The 15,574-nt window shown below is 58.1% G+C and carries 21 protein-coding genes and 1 pseudogene; 17 read left to right on the top strand and 5 right to left on the bottom strand.

Features of this window, described 5'->3' with window-relative positions; genetic code table 11:
* Nucleotides 1-3 precede the first annotated feature (3 nt).
* Nucleotides 4-1,269 carry a flagellar hook-length control protein FliK gene (locus BMY55_RS01885; RefSeq protein WP_177179270.1) on the bottom strand — a complete coding sequence of 422 codons (1,266 nt, stop codon included), beginning with the start codon at nucleotides 1,267-1,269 and terminating at the stop codon, nucleotides 4-6.
* Between the two features lie 401 nt (nucleotides 1,270-1,670).
* Between BMY55_RS01885 and BMY55_RS01880 the strand changes: the two genes are divergently transcribed.
* The 8 genes and pseudogenes from BMY55_RS01880 to BMY55_RS17175 all read left to right on the top strand — a co-directional run.
* Nucleotides 1,671-1,943, top strand: coding sequence for a rod-binding protein (locus BMY55_RS01880; RefSeq protein WP_091431927.1), 273 nt, complete (start codon nucleotides 1,671-1,673; stop codon nucleotides 1,941-1,943).
* Nucleotides 1,930-2,283, top strand: coding sequence for a hypothetical protein (locus BMY55_RS01875; RefSeq protein WP_143064268.1), 354 nt, complete (start codon nucleotides 1,930-1,932; stop codon nucleotides 2,281-2,283). Before BMY55_RS01880 ends, BMY55_RS01875 begins: the two co-directional genes overlap by 14 nt.
* 208 nt (nucleotides 2,284-2,491) lie before the next feature.
* Nucleotides 2,492-3,784, top strand: coding sequence for a flagellin (locus BMY55_RS17120; protein ID WP_091427790.1), 1,293 nt, complete (start codon nucleotides 2,492-2,494; stop codon nucleotides 3,782-3,784).
* A 74-nt stretch (nucleotides 3,785-3,858) separates the two neighbouring features.
* Nucleotides 3,859-4,230 (top strand): flagellar biosynthesis regulator FlaF, encoded by a 372-nt coding sequence (gene flaF, locus BMY55_RS01865; protein WP_091427788.1) that lies wholly within the window; start codon nucleotides 3,859-3,861, stop codon nucleotides 4,228-4,230.
* Nucleotides 4,227-4,631 (top strand): flagellar biosynthesis repressor FlbT, encoded by a 405-nt coding sequence (flbT, locus tag BMY55_RS01860; protein WP_091427787.1) that lies wholly within the window; start codon nucleotides 4,227-4,229, stop codon nucleotides 4,629-4,631. The genes flaF and flbT overlap by 4 nt, the downstream gene beginning before the upstream one ends.
* A complete protein-coding gene (locus BMY55_RS01855; RefSeq protein ID WP_091427785.1) occupies nucleotides 4,628-5,422 on the top strand; it encodes a DUF1217 domain-containing protein in 795 nt (264 codons plus the stop codon). The genes flbT and BMY55_RS01855 overlap by 4 nt, the downstream gene beginning before the upstream one ends.
* Before the next feature lie 165 nt (nucleotides 5,423-5,587).
* Complete coding sequence (locus BMY55_RS17180) at nucleotides 5,588-5,953, top strand: transposase (protein ID WP_407638987.1); 366 nt, start codon at nucleotides 5,588-5,590, stop codon at nucleotides 5,951-5,953.
* Nucleotides 5,862-6,206 (top strand): annotated as a pseudogene (locus tag BMY55_RS17175) (transposase); the annotation flags it as partial. The gene BMY55_RS17180 and the pseudogene BMY55_RS17175, both read left to right, overlap by 92 nt.
* 93 nt (nucleotides 6,207-6,299) lie before the next feature.
* Here BMY55_RS17175 and BMY55_RS01845 read toward each other — a convergent pair.
* Entirely contained in the window at nucleotides 6,300-7,616 is a 1,317-nt protein-coding gene (locus BMY55_RS01845) for a FliI/YscN family ATPase (RefSeq protein WP_091427784.1), read from the bottom strand.
* Nucleotides 7,617-7,701: 85 nt separating this feature from the next.
* On the opposite strand from BMY55_RS01845, the gene BMY55_RS01840 reads away from it, so the two are divergent.
* The 9 genes from BMY55_RS01840 to BMY55_RS01800 are packed head-to-tail and all read left to right on the top strand — an operon-like array spanning nucleotide 7,702 to nucleotide 12,268.
* On the top strand, nucleotides 7,702-8,091 hold the full coding sequence (locus BMY55_RS01840) for a FlgB family protein (protein WP_091427782.1): 390 nt from the start codon (nucleotides 7,702-7,704) through the stop codon (nucleotides 8,089-8,091).
* An 11-nt stretch (nucleotides 8,092-8,102) separates the two neighbouring features.
* On the top strand, nucleotides 8,103-8,495 hold the full coding sequence (flgC, locus tag BMY55_RS01835; RefSeq protein WP_091427780.1) for a flagellar basal body rod protein FlgC: 393 nt from the start codon (nucleotides 8,103-8,105) through the stop codon (nucleotides 8,493-8,495).
* An 11-nt stretch (nucleotides 8,496-8,506) separates the two neighbouring features.
* Nucleotides 8,507-8,797: a flagellar hook-basal body complex protein FliE gene (gene fliE / locus BMY55_RS01830; RefSeq protein ID WP_091427778.1), complete on the top strand. Its 291-nt coding sequence runs from the start codon at nucleotides 8,507-8,509 to the stop codon at nucleotides 8,795-8,797.
* The gene (locus BMY55_RS01825; RefSeq protein ID WP_091427776.1) at nucleotides 8,797-9,066 is read left to right on the top strand and encodes a flagellar biosynthetic protein FliQ; all 270 of its coding nucleotides are present in this window, start codon (nucleotides 8,797-8,799) and stop codon (nucleotides 9,064-9,066) included. Before fliE ends, BMY55_RS01825 begins: the two co-directional genes overlap by 1 nt.
* A 2-nt stretch (nucleotides 9,067-9,068) precedes the next feature.
* Nucleotides 9,069-9,788: a flagellar hook-basal body complex protein gene (locus tag BMY55_RS01820; RefSeq protein ID WP_091427775.1), complete on the top strand. Its 720-nt coding sequence runs from the start codon at nucleotides 9,069-9,071 to the stop codon at nucleotides 9,786-9,788.
* Nucleotides 9,789-9,800: 12 nt separating this feature from the next.
* Nucleotides 9,801-10,586 carry a flagellar basal-body rod protein FlgG gene (gene flgG, locus BMY55_RS01815; RefSeq protein WP_091427773.1) on the top strand — a complete coding sequence of 262 codons (786 nt, stop codon included), beginning with the start codon at nucleotides 9,801-9,803 and terminating at the stop codon, nucleotides 10,584-10,586.
* Entirely contained in the window at nucleotides 10,586-11,014 is a 429-nt protein-coding gene (flgA, locus tag BMY55_RS01810) for a flagellar basal body P-ring formation chaperone FlgA (protein ID WP_091427772.1), read from the top strand. The genes flgG and flgA overlap by 1 nt, the downstream gene beginning before the upstream one ends.
* A gap of 19 nt (nucleotides 11,015-11,033) precedes the next feature.
* Entirely contained in the window at nucleotides 11,034-11,762 is a 729-nt protein-coding gene (gene flgH / locus BMY55_RS01805) for a flagellar basal body L-ring protein FlgH (protein ID WP_091427770.1), read from the top strand.
* Between the two features lie 11 nt (nucleotides 11,763-11,773).
* Nucleotides 11,774-12,268 (top strand): flagellar basal body-associated FliL family protein, encoded by a 495-nt coding sequence (locus BMY55_RS01800; RefSeq protein WP_091427769.1) that lies wholly within the window; start codon nucleotides 11,774-11,776, stop codon nucleotides 12,266-12,268.
* Between the two features lie 17 nt (nucleotides 12,269-12,285).
* Here the strand turns inward: BMY55_RS01800 and BMY55_RS01795 are convergent, their stop codons facing one another.
* The 3 genes from BMY55_RS01795 to BMY55_RS01785 are packed head-to-tail and all read right to left on the bottom strand — an operon-like array spanning nucleotide 12,286 to nucleotide 15,473.
* Nucleotides 12,286-13,533 (bottom strand): NAD(P)/FAD-dependent oxidoreductase, encoded by a 1,248-nt coding sequence (locus tag BMY55_RS01795; RefSeq protein ID WP_091427767.1) that lies wholly within the window; start codon nucleotides 13,531-13,533, stop codon nucleotides 12,286-12,288.
* A 42-nt stretch (nucleotides 13,534-13,575) separates the two neighbouring features.
* Nucleotides 13,576-14,523, bottom strand: coding sequence for a 4-hydroxyproline epimerase (locus tag BMY55_RS01790; protein ID WP_091427766.1), 948 nt, complete (start codon nucleotides 14,521-14,523; stop codon nucleotides 13,576-13,578).
* The gene (locus BMY55_RS01785; RefSeq protein WP_091427764.1) at nucleotides 14,514-15,473 is read right to left on the bottom strand and encodes a dihydrodipicolinate synthase family protein; all 960 of its coding nucleotides are present in this window, start codon (nucleotides 15,471-15,473) and stop codon (nucleotides 14,514-14,516) included. Before BMY55_RS01785 ends, BMY55_RS01790 begins: the two co-directional genes overlap by 10 nt.
* Between the last annotated feature and the right edge of the window lie 101 nt (nucleotides 15,474-15,574).

The raw sequence follows: 15,574 nt of genomic DNA, 5'->3' as shown, positions 1-15,574 counted from the left end.
TTTCTAGATCCGAATGTCCATGCCGGTGGCACCACCGACATGGACCTGAACCACGTCTTGCGTTTCAAGCGGGTCAACGGGATCGGTTCGGGTTGTCGACAGTTGTTGCGCGGTCGGCAGGGACTGCCCGTTCGAAGCTGTGTCTTGCCGTTGCTGTTGGAATGAAAAGCTGACCTTGTCATAGCCCAGTTCGTGCATCTCCTGCGCCAGTTGTTCGATATGGCGGCGCATCAGGTCCAGCGTCTCGGGGCGTTCGACCTGAAGGATGACATTCAGGGATGCTGCCTCGGTCTGAAAGCTCATCCGAACGCGTCCCAGCTCTTCGGGGTTCAAGGTCAGTTCGATCGGTTTGTCAGGGTTTGATCGAACCGCATCGGCCAATTGTGTGGCGATAAGCCGTGGCAATTCGGATGCCGAACGGGGCAGCTGCGCAGGCTGACCCGCCTCGCGAAGATGCGGCGCGCTCAGATCAGGGAGCGGGTCGTCCGATGCAACAAACACCTCGGCGGCGGTGATTGGGTCGTCCAAAGACCATTTCGTCGGAGTTGACACGCCAATCGAAGTGGACGCTGCCAAAGGTGAGAGAGATGGCGGCAATTGTGGTGTAACGGCTTTGGTTTCGCTGCGCATTGACCCATCAAGGAGCGGGGATTGTTGTTGTATTGGTTGCACGGGGTCATTTGCAATCCGCGAGCGTGACCCCTCTTTCACAGAATCATGTGGTGCTGCGGCAGGGGTCGCCGCGACAGGATTTGATTCGGGCAATCCTGCGATCGGTTGATGTATGGGTGACGCAAGTGCAGGGCCTGCGGATTTGGCGTCAGGAACTAAAGGCGGCGTTTGAACGGCCGTGTCCGCCGCAGCCACAATGGTCACAATCGGGTCAGAGGGAATGGTGACGGATAGCGTGGAGGCGTCCTGTGAAGCAAGCGGGCTGTGCGTGACCGGCGCGGCGGTACCTGGTTTGGGATTCTCGCTTGGATATGCGTTTGTTGGTGATGAACCGATGGCGGATGCCGGGCTGTGACCGGGCGGTCCACCTGCATTCCAGCCCACAAGCCCGACAAATGCTGGTGCTGTTTCAGGTGCGAATACAGGGACTGTCACGGCCTCGGACTGTTCGTCTTCGTTTTGTGCGGGTGTTTCCGGTAAATCAGGATCGCGCTCAAGGTTTGGCTTTGCCGTGACGTTTGTTGGAGCAGCGCGGGGCGCGTCAGGCATTTTTGGCCCAGCCATCATACGGTCATTCGTATCCCTTGGTTTGGTCATTTCCGCGTTTTGGCTGTTGAGGTCGGTCTGTGGATCGACCTGAATGGGAGCCGTTTCCGCCTGCGTGGTAGGAGGCAGAAAGCGGGCGACTGCAGGAGGCTCCATTGTCGATCCAATATTGGACCTGTCTTTACCCAGAGAAAACGAGATGCTCGTCTGCGTGTCCACACCCGGCGCAGTTGACAATTTTGCCGACCGGAGGCTCGGCCGGTGTTCGGCATCGCTGGGTCCAATTGGCTGAATGGCGGGGTTAAATTGCATGTCATGTTCCGGGTGTTCTGACTCCGATAAGGCGACCATGCCAGTTGCAAGTTACCAGTTCTTTACCGCTTGCTGCGATAACCAAGAAAATTGTCGTCAAAAAGGATCGGAAAATGGACGCAGTTGGACCCACGCACCGTATGGGTGCACAACCAAATGCTGACGCCAAAGGGCAGAATGACGCGGAGTTGATGGATGTTGCCCGCAAGCTGGAGGCCAGTTTCCTGTCCGAAATGCTGAAATCAGCAGGGATCGGCAAAACACCCGACGGTTTCGGAGGTGGTGCGGGTGAGGATCAGTTCGCATCGTTTCTACGTCAGGCGCAGGCCGAGGAAATGGTGAAATCAGGCGGCATCGGGTTGGCTCAATCTCTGTTCGACGCGTTGAAGGAACAAGATAATGGAGGACTCTAGCGCCCCTACAGCTATGAACGCACTTGAAGACCTGCTTGAGCGGGAAAGGGTTTTTATCCTTTCAGGCGAAATCGAAAAGCTGACCCGGCTTGCGCCTGAAAAAGAGCGGTTGTTGAACTCTGTGAAGTCGCTGGAGGCAGACCAACCGGCTCTTGAACGGCTTCGCCATCGGGCAGATCGAAACCAGCAGTTGCTGGCGGCAACGGTGCGCGGGATTCGAGCTGTGAAACAGCGACTGGATGCGCTGATGAAGGGTCAGTCGGAACTGCGCACCTATACACGCGAAGGGCGGGCGCAAGATTTGTCGAAGCGGGGTTCCAGCTTTGAACGGAAAGCCTGATCAGGAAAGAATTGTCTCAAATTGAAGGCAAGCAAACTGTATGGATTCAGACTTCCTTTAGATCATTCGTCTCATTTTAGTTCTGCATCCTGAGGGATGGCGCGTGCCGGATTTATGGCGACGCAACGGTCAGAAAGACTTGCAGACCCGCCGCAACCGGCGGCTACGAAATCAGGTGCAAAGCGCCAATGAACGAAGGAAAAATCGAATGTCCAGTATTCTGACCAATAACAGTGCGATGGTCGCACTTCAGACACTGAAATCCATCAATTCCAACCTTGCCAGCACGCAGGCTGAAATTTCGACCGGCAAGGCCATCGGCTCAGCGAAAGACAATGCAGCGGTCTGGGCGATTTCCAAAGTGATGGAAGCGGATGTGAAAGGCTTCAAGGGCATTTCTGACAGCTTGTCACTGGGCGAAAGCACCGTTGCGGTTGCGCGCCAGGCGTCGGAAACCGTGACCGACCTGCTGACGGAAATCAAATCCAAGATTGTGGCGGCGCAGGAAGACAATGTTGACCGTGGCAAGATCCAAACCGACATCGTCGCGCTGCGCAACCAGATCACATCCGTCGTCGGCGCGGCGCAATTCAACGGTCTGAACCTTGTGGATGGCTCGCAGACCGGAACCAACGCCAATGGCAACACGGGCGTCGACGTCCTGTCGTCGCTTGACCGGAAAGCAGATGGGTCCATCGTCACCAGCTCGATCGGTGTCGACGCACAGAACCTGTCGCTGACGGCGGGCACGGCGTTGGCCGCGGCGGCTGCCTCGGTCGGAACGGATACCGGCACAGCCGGTGTGATCGATGCCAATGATGGTGGCACCAACGACTCGATCACACTGGACACGTTTGCGTTCCTTGACGCCTCTGGTGGCGCTACTGCGACTGCGGCAGTGATGCCGGATGCGGCCGGGGTGGATACTGCCGTGACCACCGGACTGGTTGTTGGCGATCAACTGTCTCTGACGATAGGGACGGTGCAAGGAAGCTATGTCGTCAAGGAAGGTGACACAGCGGAATCCGTGGTTGCGGGCATGAAGAACGCGATGGTCGCGCAGGGGCTTGATGGAAACAGCTTCAGTATGGATATCGACACCAATGCAGCGCAGCTGGTGATCACCAATGAAACCAATGCTGATGCGGCCTTCTCGTTCAGCGCGTCGCGCGGGTCTGGTGGGTTGGCAGGTCTGGCCACCATGGATGTTTCGACCAGCGGTGGCGCGGATGCAGCCCTTGGTGCGATTGAGAACATGATTCAAACGTCGATTGATGCTTCGGCCACCTTTGGTTCGGTTGAAGGTCGGATTGAAATTCAATCCAACTTCGTGGGCAAACTGTCGGATTCACTGAAAGCCGGCATCGGCGCGATGGTTGACGCTGATATGGAAGCAGCCTCGGCAAGGTTGCAGGCGCTTCAGGTTCAGCAGCAACTTGGCACGCAGGCGCTGTCGATTGCGAACCAGGCGCCGCAGAACATCCTGTCACTGTTCCGCTAACTTGGCACGAGGGCGCCAAAATGGCGCCCTCACCTCACCCTCTGTAAGTTTCCCGTCACAGGAAGGAAATCCCCGTGAACGCAGTCACCTTGGCCAAAACGGCCTATAATACATCCTCCCGCGCACCGTTGCGCACATCTCGCGGAACTGAATACGACGCTTTTGCAAAGGTTACGCACCAATTGGGCCGGGCGCGAACCACCGGCTTCGCTGATCTGGCCGCAGCCCTTCATGAAAACCGGCGTCTGTGGACCTTGCTTGCGGCGGATGTCGCCGATGATGGCAACGGTCTGCCCAACGAACTGCGGGCGCGCATATTTTTTCTGGCCGAGTTTACGGCTGACCACAGTCGCAAGATTCTATCCGAAGGCGAAGATGTTTCCGTTCTCGTGGATATCAACACAGCCATCATGCGCGGGTTGCGGCAGTCGGAGGGTGCGTCATGAGCGGCCTTGTTCTGAAGCTCAGCCCAAAGGAACGCGTCTTGATCAATGGGGCCGTGATCGAAAACGGCGATCGCAGGTCGCGTCTGTCCATCGTGACGCCGAATGCAAACATCCTGCGACTGCGGGATGCCATCCATCCCGAGGATGCAAATACCCCGGTACGCAGGGTCTGTTACATCGCACAGCTTGTTCTGTCGGGTGATGTCACCAAAGACGATGCGCACTTGCAACTTTTGCGTGGGATCGAGCAGTTGAGCCAAGTTCTGACGGATGTGGACAGTCGCGACCTGCTGTCCTTGGCGACGTCGGCCGTGCTTGAGGATCAGCACTACCTCGCCCTCAAGCAATTACGGGCCCTGTTGCCGCGCGAGGAACGTCTGCTGGGTGCGCGATTGTCATGAGCTTTCAGCCCGTCATACCCATGGGCGGCGCGGCGGGTTGGGCGTTCCTGAAGCGCACACAGGCTGCGCAACAGACCGCGTTCAATGCTTCGCCTGAAATCCAGCGGGACACACAGTATTTCGAAGAAAAAATCGGGTCGATCAAGACGAGTGAAGATCTGGTCGGTGATCGCCGCCTGTTGCGTGTGGCTTTGGGTGCGTACGGGTTGGGCGACGACATCAACAGCACCTATTTTGTGAAGAAGGTGTTGGACGATGGCACGCTGGACACCGGTGATTTGGCCAACAAGTTGTCGGATAAACGGTATTTGGAGTTCGCTAAGGATTTCGGGTTTGGCGATTACAACATTCCGCGCACCCAGATCTCGGATTTCGGGTCCAGGGTCGCCGATGCCTATCGGCAGAAGCAGTTCGAAATTGCGGTGGGTGAGCAGGATGCCGACATGCGGTTGGCTATGACACTGGATTACCAGTTGTCTGAAATTGTTCGCGGGTCCGGATCGGACGATACGAAATGGTACAAGATCATGGGCAACCCACCTTTGCGCGAGGTGTTCCAAACAGCCTTTGGTTTGCCAAGCGCGTTCGGGTCCGTCGACATCGACCAGCAACTGGCAACCTTTCGGGACAAGGCCGACCAATACTTGGGTAGCAGCACTGTCGATCAGTTTGCGGATCAGGACAAAATGGACGAGTTGAACCGGCTTTTCCTTGTTCGCTCACAAATCGCATCTGGCGACGCGTCAATGTCAAGCGGTGCGATTGCGCTGAGTTTGCTTCAGACGATCTAGGCGGTACACCCGATAATTTCTGCTCTTTCGTATAGGCTTGTGATTCATTTCTCGCAAGACAACATGCGGGAGCAGACAGATGGCGCGGTCGGATATGAGCGATTTAGAGTGGGAGTTTATCAAGCAAGCACTTCCCAACAAGCACTTCCCAACAAGTCACGCGGCGTGAAGCGTGCTGATGATCGCCGCGTGATCAATGGCATCTTTTACGTCCCTCGCACGGGCATCCCCTGGGCCGATCTGCCCGAGCAATACGGTCCGCCGACCACGATCTACAACTGCTTCAATTGTTGGGGCTATGCGCGCCACTGGGATCGGATCATGGAGGCGGTGGCCGACGCCCACAACGTCGATATGGTCATGGTGGATGGCACGACCGTGCGGGCACACCATTCGGCTACCACGCTCAGAAAACAACCTGCGTCGTTGCCTCGGGCGCTTGCGCGGCGGCTTAAGTACGAAAATTCAAGCGTTTACCAACCAGGACGGCCTGCCGATCCGGTTCGAGCTGACGCCCGGACAGGCCCATGATGCCCCGCCCTGCAAGCGACTTCTGAACGCTCTGCAACCCGGTCAATACGTACTGGCGGACAAGGCATATCACGCCGATTGGATCCGCGAGATGATCTGGGAACAAGGTGCAATCGACGTGATCCCACCCAGGTCAAATCGTAAGTTGCCCAAGGATTTCGACAGGGAATCTATAAGGAACGCAACAAAATCGAACGCTTCTTCGAGCGCATCAAAGCCTCTTCCCGCCGCATCGCAACGCGGTATGAGAAAACGTAACGCAACTTTCTGGCAACGATCAAACTTGCATCGGTACGCCTGTGGCTCGAATTCCATGAGTCCGCCGCCTAGGTCAGATGAAGCCGCGCTAGGTTGCCATACATGCCGCAAGACGCTGAAAGCTCGCCGTGCTGTCTTTTGCTTCGGCGTGGGTCAGGAAGGCATCCAGATCGGGCCAGGCCGCTATGGCTTCGTCCAACGCAGGGTCGGAACCGGCCGTATAAAGGCCGGATTGGATCATCATTTCCGATCTGCTGTATTGTCCAAGCAGCTTGCGCCCTTTTGAAATCAAGGCATTCTCTTCATCCGTCGCGGCCTCTGGCAGAGCGCGTGACACAGAGCGCAGCAAATCAATCGCCGGGAAACGCCCGCGTTCAGCAATATTTCGGTCCAGGACTACATGCCCATCCAGCACCCCACGCAGAATATCGGCAACTGGCTCCTCCATATCCGACCCGGCCACCAGCACCGAGAATATGGCGGTGATGTCGCCCGCCGCGCCTGCACCCGGTCCAGCACGTTCGCAAAGCGTTGTGATTTGTTGTGCGGTCGACGGAGGAAAGCCCCGCAAGTTTCCGCTTTCGCCCGACGCCAGCGCGATTTCGCGATGCGCCTCGGCATATCGGGTAACGCTGTCTGCCAGAAGCAGAACATGCTGGCCCTGATCCCGAAAATGTTCGGCCACCGTCATAGCAGCCCAACCACAACGTCGCCGGACCATGGGCGATTGATCCGATGTGGCCGCGACCACAACGGCGCGCTTCATCCCCTCGGGCCCCAGAACCCGTTCGACGAATTCCTTCACCTCGCGCCCGCGTTCGCCAATCAGGGCAATCACAACGACATCGGCCTGCACACCACGCGCGAGTTTCGCCAGCAATGTCGATTTACCGACACCGGATCCGGCAAACAATCCGATTCGCTGCCCACGCACGATGGGCAGAAACGTATTGAAAGCGGCCAGCCCCGTTTCCAACCGGGCACCAAGGGCGCGCCGCTCTGTCGGGTTTGCAGGCTGCCCTCGCAGTGGGGTAGCATGCGTGCCTCGTAATATCGGGCGCCCATCCAGCGGCTGTCCCATCGGGTCAATCACCCGACCGATCCAACTGTCGTCAGGCGCAATCTCGGCGCGCCCTTGCAAGACAGCCTTATCCCCGATTTGCAGACCTTCCACATCTCCGTCAGGCAATATTGTCACGGTTTCAGCGTTCAGATTCAGGATCTCTCCCATACGTGCGCGCCCGGTTCTGGGTTGAATGTCGACAAGGTCGGCTTGCGCGGCGACCGATGACAACCCGCGCACCCGCACTGTGCCGCGCCCGATTTCCACGATGCGTCCGACATGGCAGACGGTTCGCACCGACGACACTTCGGCGGCCAATTGTTCAAATCCGATTTGGGTCACTCGGCATCTCCCATCATTTGCTGAAACTGTTTTTAAAGGAATCAGGGTTAAGCCTTGGTTGAAGCCAATCGAGGGAGAAGCCCCGATGTTTGAAAAAATGGAAATCCTGACCAAAGCCGTGGGGCTGGCAAAACATGCCGCCGCCCGACAGTCGGTCATTACGCAGAATATCGCGAATGCCGATACACCCGGATACCGCGCGAAAGATATTGCATCATTTGCCGAAACGTTTCGTGAAAACAATGGCGGGGCGATGCAAGCCACCCGCGCGCGCCACCTGACCGGGTCTGTTGATCAGGCAAATGCTGAGCCGAACATGGTCTACCGCGCCGGGGCCATGTCGCCCAACGGGAACTCTGTCGCGTTAGAGACCGAGATGATGGCCGCCGCAGAAGCAAAACGCGACCAAGATCTTGCCTTGACCGTCTACAAAACGTCGCTTGGCATCATGCGCACAGCGCTCGGCCGCAGGTGAGGTGACGCAAAATGAATGACTTAAGATCCTCTGTCGCAGCCGCCGCTTCCGGAATGCAGAGCCAGGCAAACCGCCTGCGCTATATCTCCGAGAATATCGCCAATGCCGACACGCCCGGGTACCGCCGCAAGCTGGCCAGTTTCGAAGCGGTGATGGACGGTGGGCAAGCCACCGGAGCCGTGCGTTCGGGACGGGTGATACTGGATCAGACGGAATTGCCGGCGATCTACGACCCCGCTCATCCATTGGCGGACGAGACCGGATACTATCAAGGGTCAAACGTTGACCTTGTGATCGAGATTGCGGACGCCCGCGAAGCACAACGCAGTTACGAAGCCAACCTCAAGATGTTCGATCAGGCCCGGCAAATGTCGAGTAGCCTGCTTGACCTTCTGCGCCGATAGGAAGCTGTTAGATGGATATCAGATCAACCCTCGCCGCTCAGCAATACGCTGCATCCAGACAGGCCGCGACACCCGCCCCGCTGGACGAACAAAGCACGAACCCGTTCGCGACGGTCGCCACCAGCTTTGCCGAAACTGTCCAGCAGGGCGAGAAAACCGCGATGGCCGCCCTGTCGGGCAATGCTGACCCGCACGCCCTTGTGCAGGCACTGGCACAGACCGAGCTGGCCGTCGAAACCGCCGTGACCGTCCGCGACAAGGTCGTCGAGGCCTATCAGGAAATTTTAAGGATGCCGATCTGATGATGGACGAAATCATCTTCTACGACACGTTGCGTGCGGGTCTATGGATTGCGGTGGTGATCTCGGTGCCGATCCTCACCGTGGCGCTGTTGTCCGGGTTGATCGTTGGCCTGCTTCAGGCGCTGACCTCGATTCAGGAACTGACGCTAACTTTTGTCCCAAAATTGCTCGCGATCCTTGTCGTGTTCTGGGCCAGCATGGGTTTCATGACCGAGACTCTGGTTGGATTCTTTCAGTTGCGGGTGATCCCGCTGATCGCAGGGGGATAGGCATGGACAACATCGGCTACACCTCGCTGACCCGTCAATCTGGTCTGATGCGCGAAATGCAGACCGTCGCGAACAACATCGCAAATGCTTCGACGACCGGGTTCCGGCGGGAAGGTGTTGTATTCTCGGAATATATTCAAGCGCTGGCCCCGGGAGATCCTTCGCTGTCGATGGCCACGGCGAATGCGCGCGCTCTTGATCTTCAGCAAGGTGCATTGGTCCAAACCGGCGGCGCGTTTGACTTTGCGATTGAAGGTGCGGGGTTTTTTCTGCTCGACGGTCCCGATGGTCAGTTTTTAACGCGCGCCGGGTCGTTTGCTCCGTCGGCCGAGGGCGAACTGTCCACGCCCGATGGCTATCGCCTGCTGGATGGCGGCGGCGCCCCTGTCTTTGTGCCACCAGACGCGCAGGCTGTTTCGGTTGCGGCCGACGGCACATTGTCAATTGACGGCCGGGCCGTGGCGCAGATCGGACTGTATGCCCCCACCGATCAGACTGACCTTCTGCACCGTGATGGCGTTCGCTTTGAAGCGCCCGGTGGGATGGAACCCGTTTTGGAGAGCGTCGCCATTCTACAGGGTTTTGTGGAAGGATCGAATGTCGATCCGATTTCCGAGGTGGCCCGCATGATCGAAGTCCAACGCAGCTACGAACTGGGCCAGAAATTTCTTGAGAAAGAGGACGAACGCATCCGCTCCGTCCTGAAAACCATCGCCGGATAAAGGGGGTTTACAATGCGTGCATTGAACATCGCTGCCACAGGTATGTTGGCGCAACAAATGCGGGTCGAGACGATATCGAACAACCTCGCCAATATGTCCACGACCGGATACAACGCGCGACGCGCAGAGTTTGCCGATCTGCATTATCAGCAGATGGCCCGTGCCGGCACCATCAGCGCAGCGGATGGCGCAGCGTTGCCCACAGGAATTCAACTGGGTCTGGGTGTGCGCCCCACATCAGTCTCGATGCTGGTGCAGCAAGGCACGCTGTCACAAACCAATGGCAATCTGGATATCGCCATCGAAGGCAAAGGCTATTTCGAGGTGACGCTACCGTCGGGCGGATCAGGATACACGCGCGATGGCGGTTTGAAATTGTCCGGCGACGGGTTGATCGTAACCTCGGACGGGTATGCGGTTGCGCCCGAGATTACGGTTCCCAGCGATGCAAGATCCATCTCGATCAATGCCGATGGCGAAGTTTATGCCTATTTCGAAGATGCCGTTGAACCGGAATTGTTGGGGGCCTTTAGCCTGGCGGGGTTCACCAATGAAAAGGGTCTTGAAGCAATCGGATCGAATCTGTTTCGCGAAACGCCAGCTTCCGGCCCCGCGTTTGTTGGTGCACCCGGTGAAGATGGGCGCGGCACGTTGCGACAGGGCTATCTTGAAAACAGCTCGGTTGATGCTGTGCGTGAAATCACCGAATTGATCGAAGCGCAGCGTGGATACGAGCTGAATTCGAAAGTCATAACCGCCGCCGACCAGATGCTGGCTGCAACAACACAGGTGCGGTGATGCGCGCGCTTATTGGTCTTGTCATGTGTGTTGCCTCGGCCGGTCTGGCCAGCGCCGACACAGTGGTCGCAGCGCGCAATCTTCGCGCAAATGCGGTGATCACGGCGCAAGACGTTGAACTGATCCCATCTGATCTTCCTGGCGGATTCCAGTTTATCGAGGATGTGGTCGGGCAAGAGGCACGCGTGGTGCTGTATGCAGGTCGCCCAGTCATGGTGAACGATATTGGCCCACCCGCACTTGTCGAACGCAATCAAATCGTGACGCTGGCCTATGTCTCGGGCCCACTGACCATTCTTGCCGAAGGTCGCAGTCTTGGCCGGGCGGGCATTGGCGATCGTGTCCGCATCCTGAACCTGTCGTCCCGCAGCACCGTCACCGGGTCCGTTCTGGCGGACGGAACGGTCTCTGTCTCACACACGCGTTAACAAGCCCGAAGGATTTTCCATGCGCCATTTTATTCTTTCACTTCTTACCCTGATGGTTGTTTCGGCATGCGGCCGTATAAATGACATCGGCAAGGCGCCAGAGCTTAACCCGGTAGAGATGAGCGCAGAGCACGTCGCGATGAGCGCCTCGGCCCTGCCGCGCACCGCACCAGCCAAAGGGTCGCCCGTGCGGGCGTCCCTGTGGAGCGGCGGGCGTCAATCCCTGCTGGGGGACCGGCGGGCGCAGCAGGCCGGGGATATTCTGACCGTGGTTATCGAAATAGATGATCGGGCCGAGTTCTCGAACAGTTCGAAACGCGCGCGATCCGGGTCCGAGGAGATGGGGGTTCCCAACTTCTTCGGCCTGCCGCAATCCATCGACAAAGACTTGACCGAAGGCGCGTCGATGGCAAACGCGGTGTCGCTCTCGTCCAGCAGTGCGTCGAATGGAAACGGGTCGGTGAAGCGCAACGAAAAACTTGAGCTGCGCGTCGCCGCAACGGTGATCGGCACGTTGCCCAACGGCGTTTTGAAGATTCAGGGCACACAAGAGGTGCGCGTGAATTTTGAACTGCGCGAACTTCTGGTGACGGGATTCGTGCGGCCCGAGGATATCTCGCGTCAGAACGAAATCTCTTATGACAAGATTGCATCGGCGCGCATTGCCTATGGCGGGCGTGGCCAGATCACTGACGTTCAGCAACCACGTTACGGCCAGCAGGTCACCGACATCATCTTGCCGTTCTAAAAGGGGCAGTCATGGGAAAGATCTTTCCAATTTTGCTGGCACTGATGGGGTTGGCCGCAGGGGGTGGCGCAGGGTATTTTCTGAAGCCACCGCCCGCAGCTGAGATCCCAGAAACGTGCGCCGATGCCGATGGTGAGGATGACATTCAAACTGCTTCCACCAACCCGGTCAAGGCGGATGTGGACGCTGAATTTGTTAAGATAAACAACCAGTTCGTGATCCCAATCGTGAAGGAAGAAAAAGTGACGGCGCTTGTCGTGCTCTCGCTTAGTCTGGAGGTCACGACGGGCAACCGCGAGGCCGTCTATCAGCGCGAACCGAAACTGCGCGACGAGTTCTTGCAGGTCATGTTCAACCACGCAAACACTGGAGGCTTTGATGGTGTGTTTACGCAAACAAGCCGTCTGACCAACCTGCGCCGCGCCTTGCGCGAGGTTGCGACCAGCTTGTTGGGCGAAGTTGTTCATGATGTGCTTGTCACAAACATCGTGCGTCAGGATCAGTAACTACCCGGCCGAGAGCGTCAGAACCGTGCGGCGGCGAATGGTGCAAGATCGATCGCGGGTTTTGATTGTGCCGCGAGATCGGCCACCAGCTCGGCCGTGCCAGCCGATTGGGTCAGACCCAGATGCCCGTGACCGAAGGCATAGAGGATTCGATCACCCGCGCTGGACGGCCCGATGACCGGCAGACTGTCAGGCAGAGACGGCCGATAGCCCATCCACTGCCTGCCACCCGACGCATCCAGACCGGGCATGAATGATGCGGCTTTCCGCACCAGAATTTCCGCCCGGCGATAGTTGGGGGGCAAGTCCAATCCACCCAACTCGACCGCACCTCCGATGCGCAATCCATCCCCAATCTTTGACATGACGAATCCGTGCGCGGCAAAGGTCAGATGTGTTTTCAGGTTAACAGATGTGTGGTCAAACGTGGTGTTGTATCCTCGTTCGGTTTCAAGCGGGAGGGCATCCCCGATCTTTGCGGCCAGCTTGTGCGACCATGCCCCTGCACAGAGGACGACTTGATTGGCCAACAAGCGGCCCTGGTCGGTCACGAGTTCGATGTGATCCGAGCGGGGGGTCATGTCGTGGACCTCAAGCGTCCCAACCCGACCGCCTTGATCGGCGTATCTCTGGGCCAGCATCTCGGTCCAATTCTGAGGGTCGGTGGTGTTGAACCAGCCGGGAGTGAACCCGGCATGGGTAAATCTCCGGCTCAGGCCTGGCTGGATTTCGGCGATGGCATCGGGGTGATCCAACAGATGCACCTTGATCCCAAGATCGGCTCGACGCTGCCATTTGGGTTGCGCCTCTCTGAACGCGCTTGCGCCTTCATAAAGCTCCAACTGTCCCTCGCGGCGGATCATGTTCGGATCCCCGAACCGGGAAAGCTGTCGTTCAAACGCGGCCTCACAATATTGCATCAGGCGGGTCTGTGCTGTGACCGCGCGATCATACCGATCCGACCAACTGGCCCGCCAGAATTTCAACATCCAGGGTGCGATTTTCAACGCGTAGGCCGGTGGAATCGAAAGCGGACCCAGCGGATCCAACAGCCACCTGGGTGCCCGGCGCATGATGCCCGGCGTGGCCAGGGGTTCGACTTCCGAAAAAGCGAAGGCGCCCGCGTTTCCGCGCGAGGTTTCTGCGGCGATCCCTTTGCGATCGACAAGCAAGGGGATGCGGCCCCTTGCCTGAAGCTCAAGTGCCGTGCTGACCCCGATGATCCCTGCGCCGATGACGACAATATCGATGGGTTCCTTTGTCATTCGGGGTCTCCACAGAACATGGCGTGATACTTTTGCAGGGCATCAGCATCCGCGATGATTGATGCGAATACCACCCCGAAACGGATCGTCGGCGTTGAATAACAAGGTCGCCTCGGACGTGATGAACGCCCGACCCTGAATGGTGGCCACGATGCCGCCAGACGGGCGGGTCACATAGGTGCAGTCATAGGTGCTGCCAATCACGCTTTCCTGTTTCCAGACCGCGCCCTCTGCGAGCTTTCCATCTGCGGCCAGACAAGCAAGCTTGGCTGAACACCCCGTGCCGCAGGGCGAGCGGTCATAGGCCCCACCGGGGCAGAGCACGAAGTTCCGGCCTTGCGCGGTAGCAGATTTTGGTGGACCGAGCAATTCGATGTGGTCAATTTCGGCCCCATCTTTTCCGGTCATTCTCGCGTGCTGCAACGCTGCGCGAATACGTCTGGCGGCTTGAGTGAGGTCAGGGATGTTGTCCGGGCTGAGGTCGATCTGGTCGAACTCGGTCAGAAAGAACCAGTTGCCGCCCCACGCGATGTCTCCGGTGACAGGACCGATGCCATCGACATCGACCGTGACACCGGCCTGCAAGCGGTAGCTTTCGACATTGGTGACACGCACGGTGTTCCGGTCGAACAGTTGGGCAGAGACAACACCAACTGGGGTTTCAATACGGTGGGTGCCGGGGTCAAGTTGCCCCAAATGCGCCAAAGTTGCGGTCAGCCCGATGGTGGCGTGCCCGCACATGCCCAGATTGCCAACCGTGTTGAAATAGATGACGGCCGCCACGCAGGTCGGGTCTGACGGCGGCACCAGAAGGGCGCCGACCATGGCATCATGGCCGCGTGGCTCTGCCAGAGTTGCGGCATAAACCCATCCGTGATCATCACGCAAGCGTCGGGCGCGCTCGGTCAGGCTGCCGGTGCCAAGATCAGGGCCGCCCGACAGAATGACACGAGTGGGCTCGCCTTCGGTATGGCTGTCGATCACGCGCATTCCGAAACGATGCCTTCCTGCTTGGACCATGCCGCATACCAGTTGCGAAACAGGTGAAACTGGCTTTCCGCATAGTTGCGCTGGGCATCGGTCAGCGCATCGGTTTCGTTGAAATGCGTGCGATAGGCATCGTCGCCCGTCATCACCATCAGGTGCTTGTAATACAGAACAAGATCGGGCCCTTCGTCGAAGCTGGACAGAACGCCAAGTGCCTCTTCAAGTTCTTGTGCTTTTACGCGGGCTGTGACGTCGCCAGCGGCGGCCTTCTTGCTTAGGGCAACAAGGTGCAGCACCTCGCGTGGCAGAACGTTGCCGATTCCGGTGATCGCTCCGGTCGCACCGCAGTTCACATAGCCATGAAATACCGTGGTATCGACACCGATCATCAGAGTGACATCATCGTCTTTCGAAGTGATGTTCTCGGCGGCATAGCGCAGGTCGTCCGCGCCACCAAACTCCTTGAAGCCAATCAGGTTCGGGTGCTCGGCCCGCAGCGCAAAAAACAGGTCAGCGCGCGTCGCAAAGCCGTAATAGGGACTGTTATAGATCACGGCAGGCAGATCGGGCGCGGCAGACAGAATGGCCGAGAAATGATGCCGTTGGGCGTCCAGTGACGAGCCGCGTGACAACACACGGGGGATCACCATCAGGCCTTTCGCACCGACCTTGGCGGCATGGGCGGCATGGGTCACGGCCATCTTGGTGTTCACCGCGCCGGTGCCGACAATGACCGGGATGCCGGCGGCGGTCAGGCGGGCAACACCTTCCATCCGCTCTTCATCGGTCAGAAGCGGCCAATCCCCCATCGACCCACAATAAACAACGGCAGACATGCCTGCGGCGATCAACTCCAACCCTTTGGCAACCAGCGCATCGTAATCTGGTTTGCGATCGGGCGTGCATGGGGTCATCAGGGCCGGAATGCAGCCTGTGAAAATGTCGGTGTTCATCGGGAGGTCTCCTGTTGGGTCGGATCAGGCCAAGAAGGTGGACGTGAGTGGCGCGAGAGTGGGTGTTCAATTCCTCATATTGCAAATTGGATCCAATATGC

This window comes from Aliiroseovarius sediminilitoris (assembly GCF_900109955.1).
In the GTDB taxonomy this organism is placed as follows: Bacteria; Pseudomonadota; Alphaproteobacteria; order Rhodobacterales; family Rhodobacteraceae; genus Aliiroseovarius; species Aliiroseovarius sediminilitoris.
Note: the sequence above shows the minus strand (reverse complement) of the source record. Positions and strands in the feature narration are given on the sequence as shown.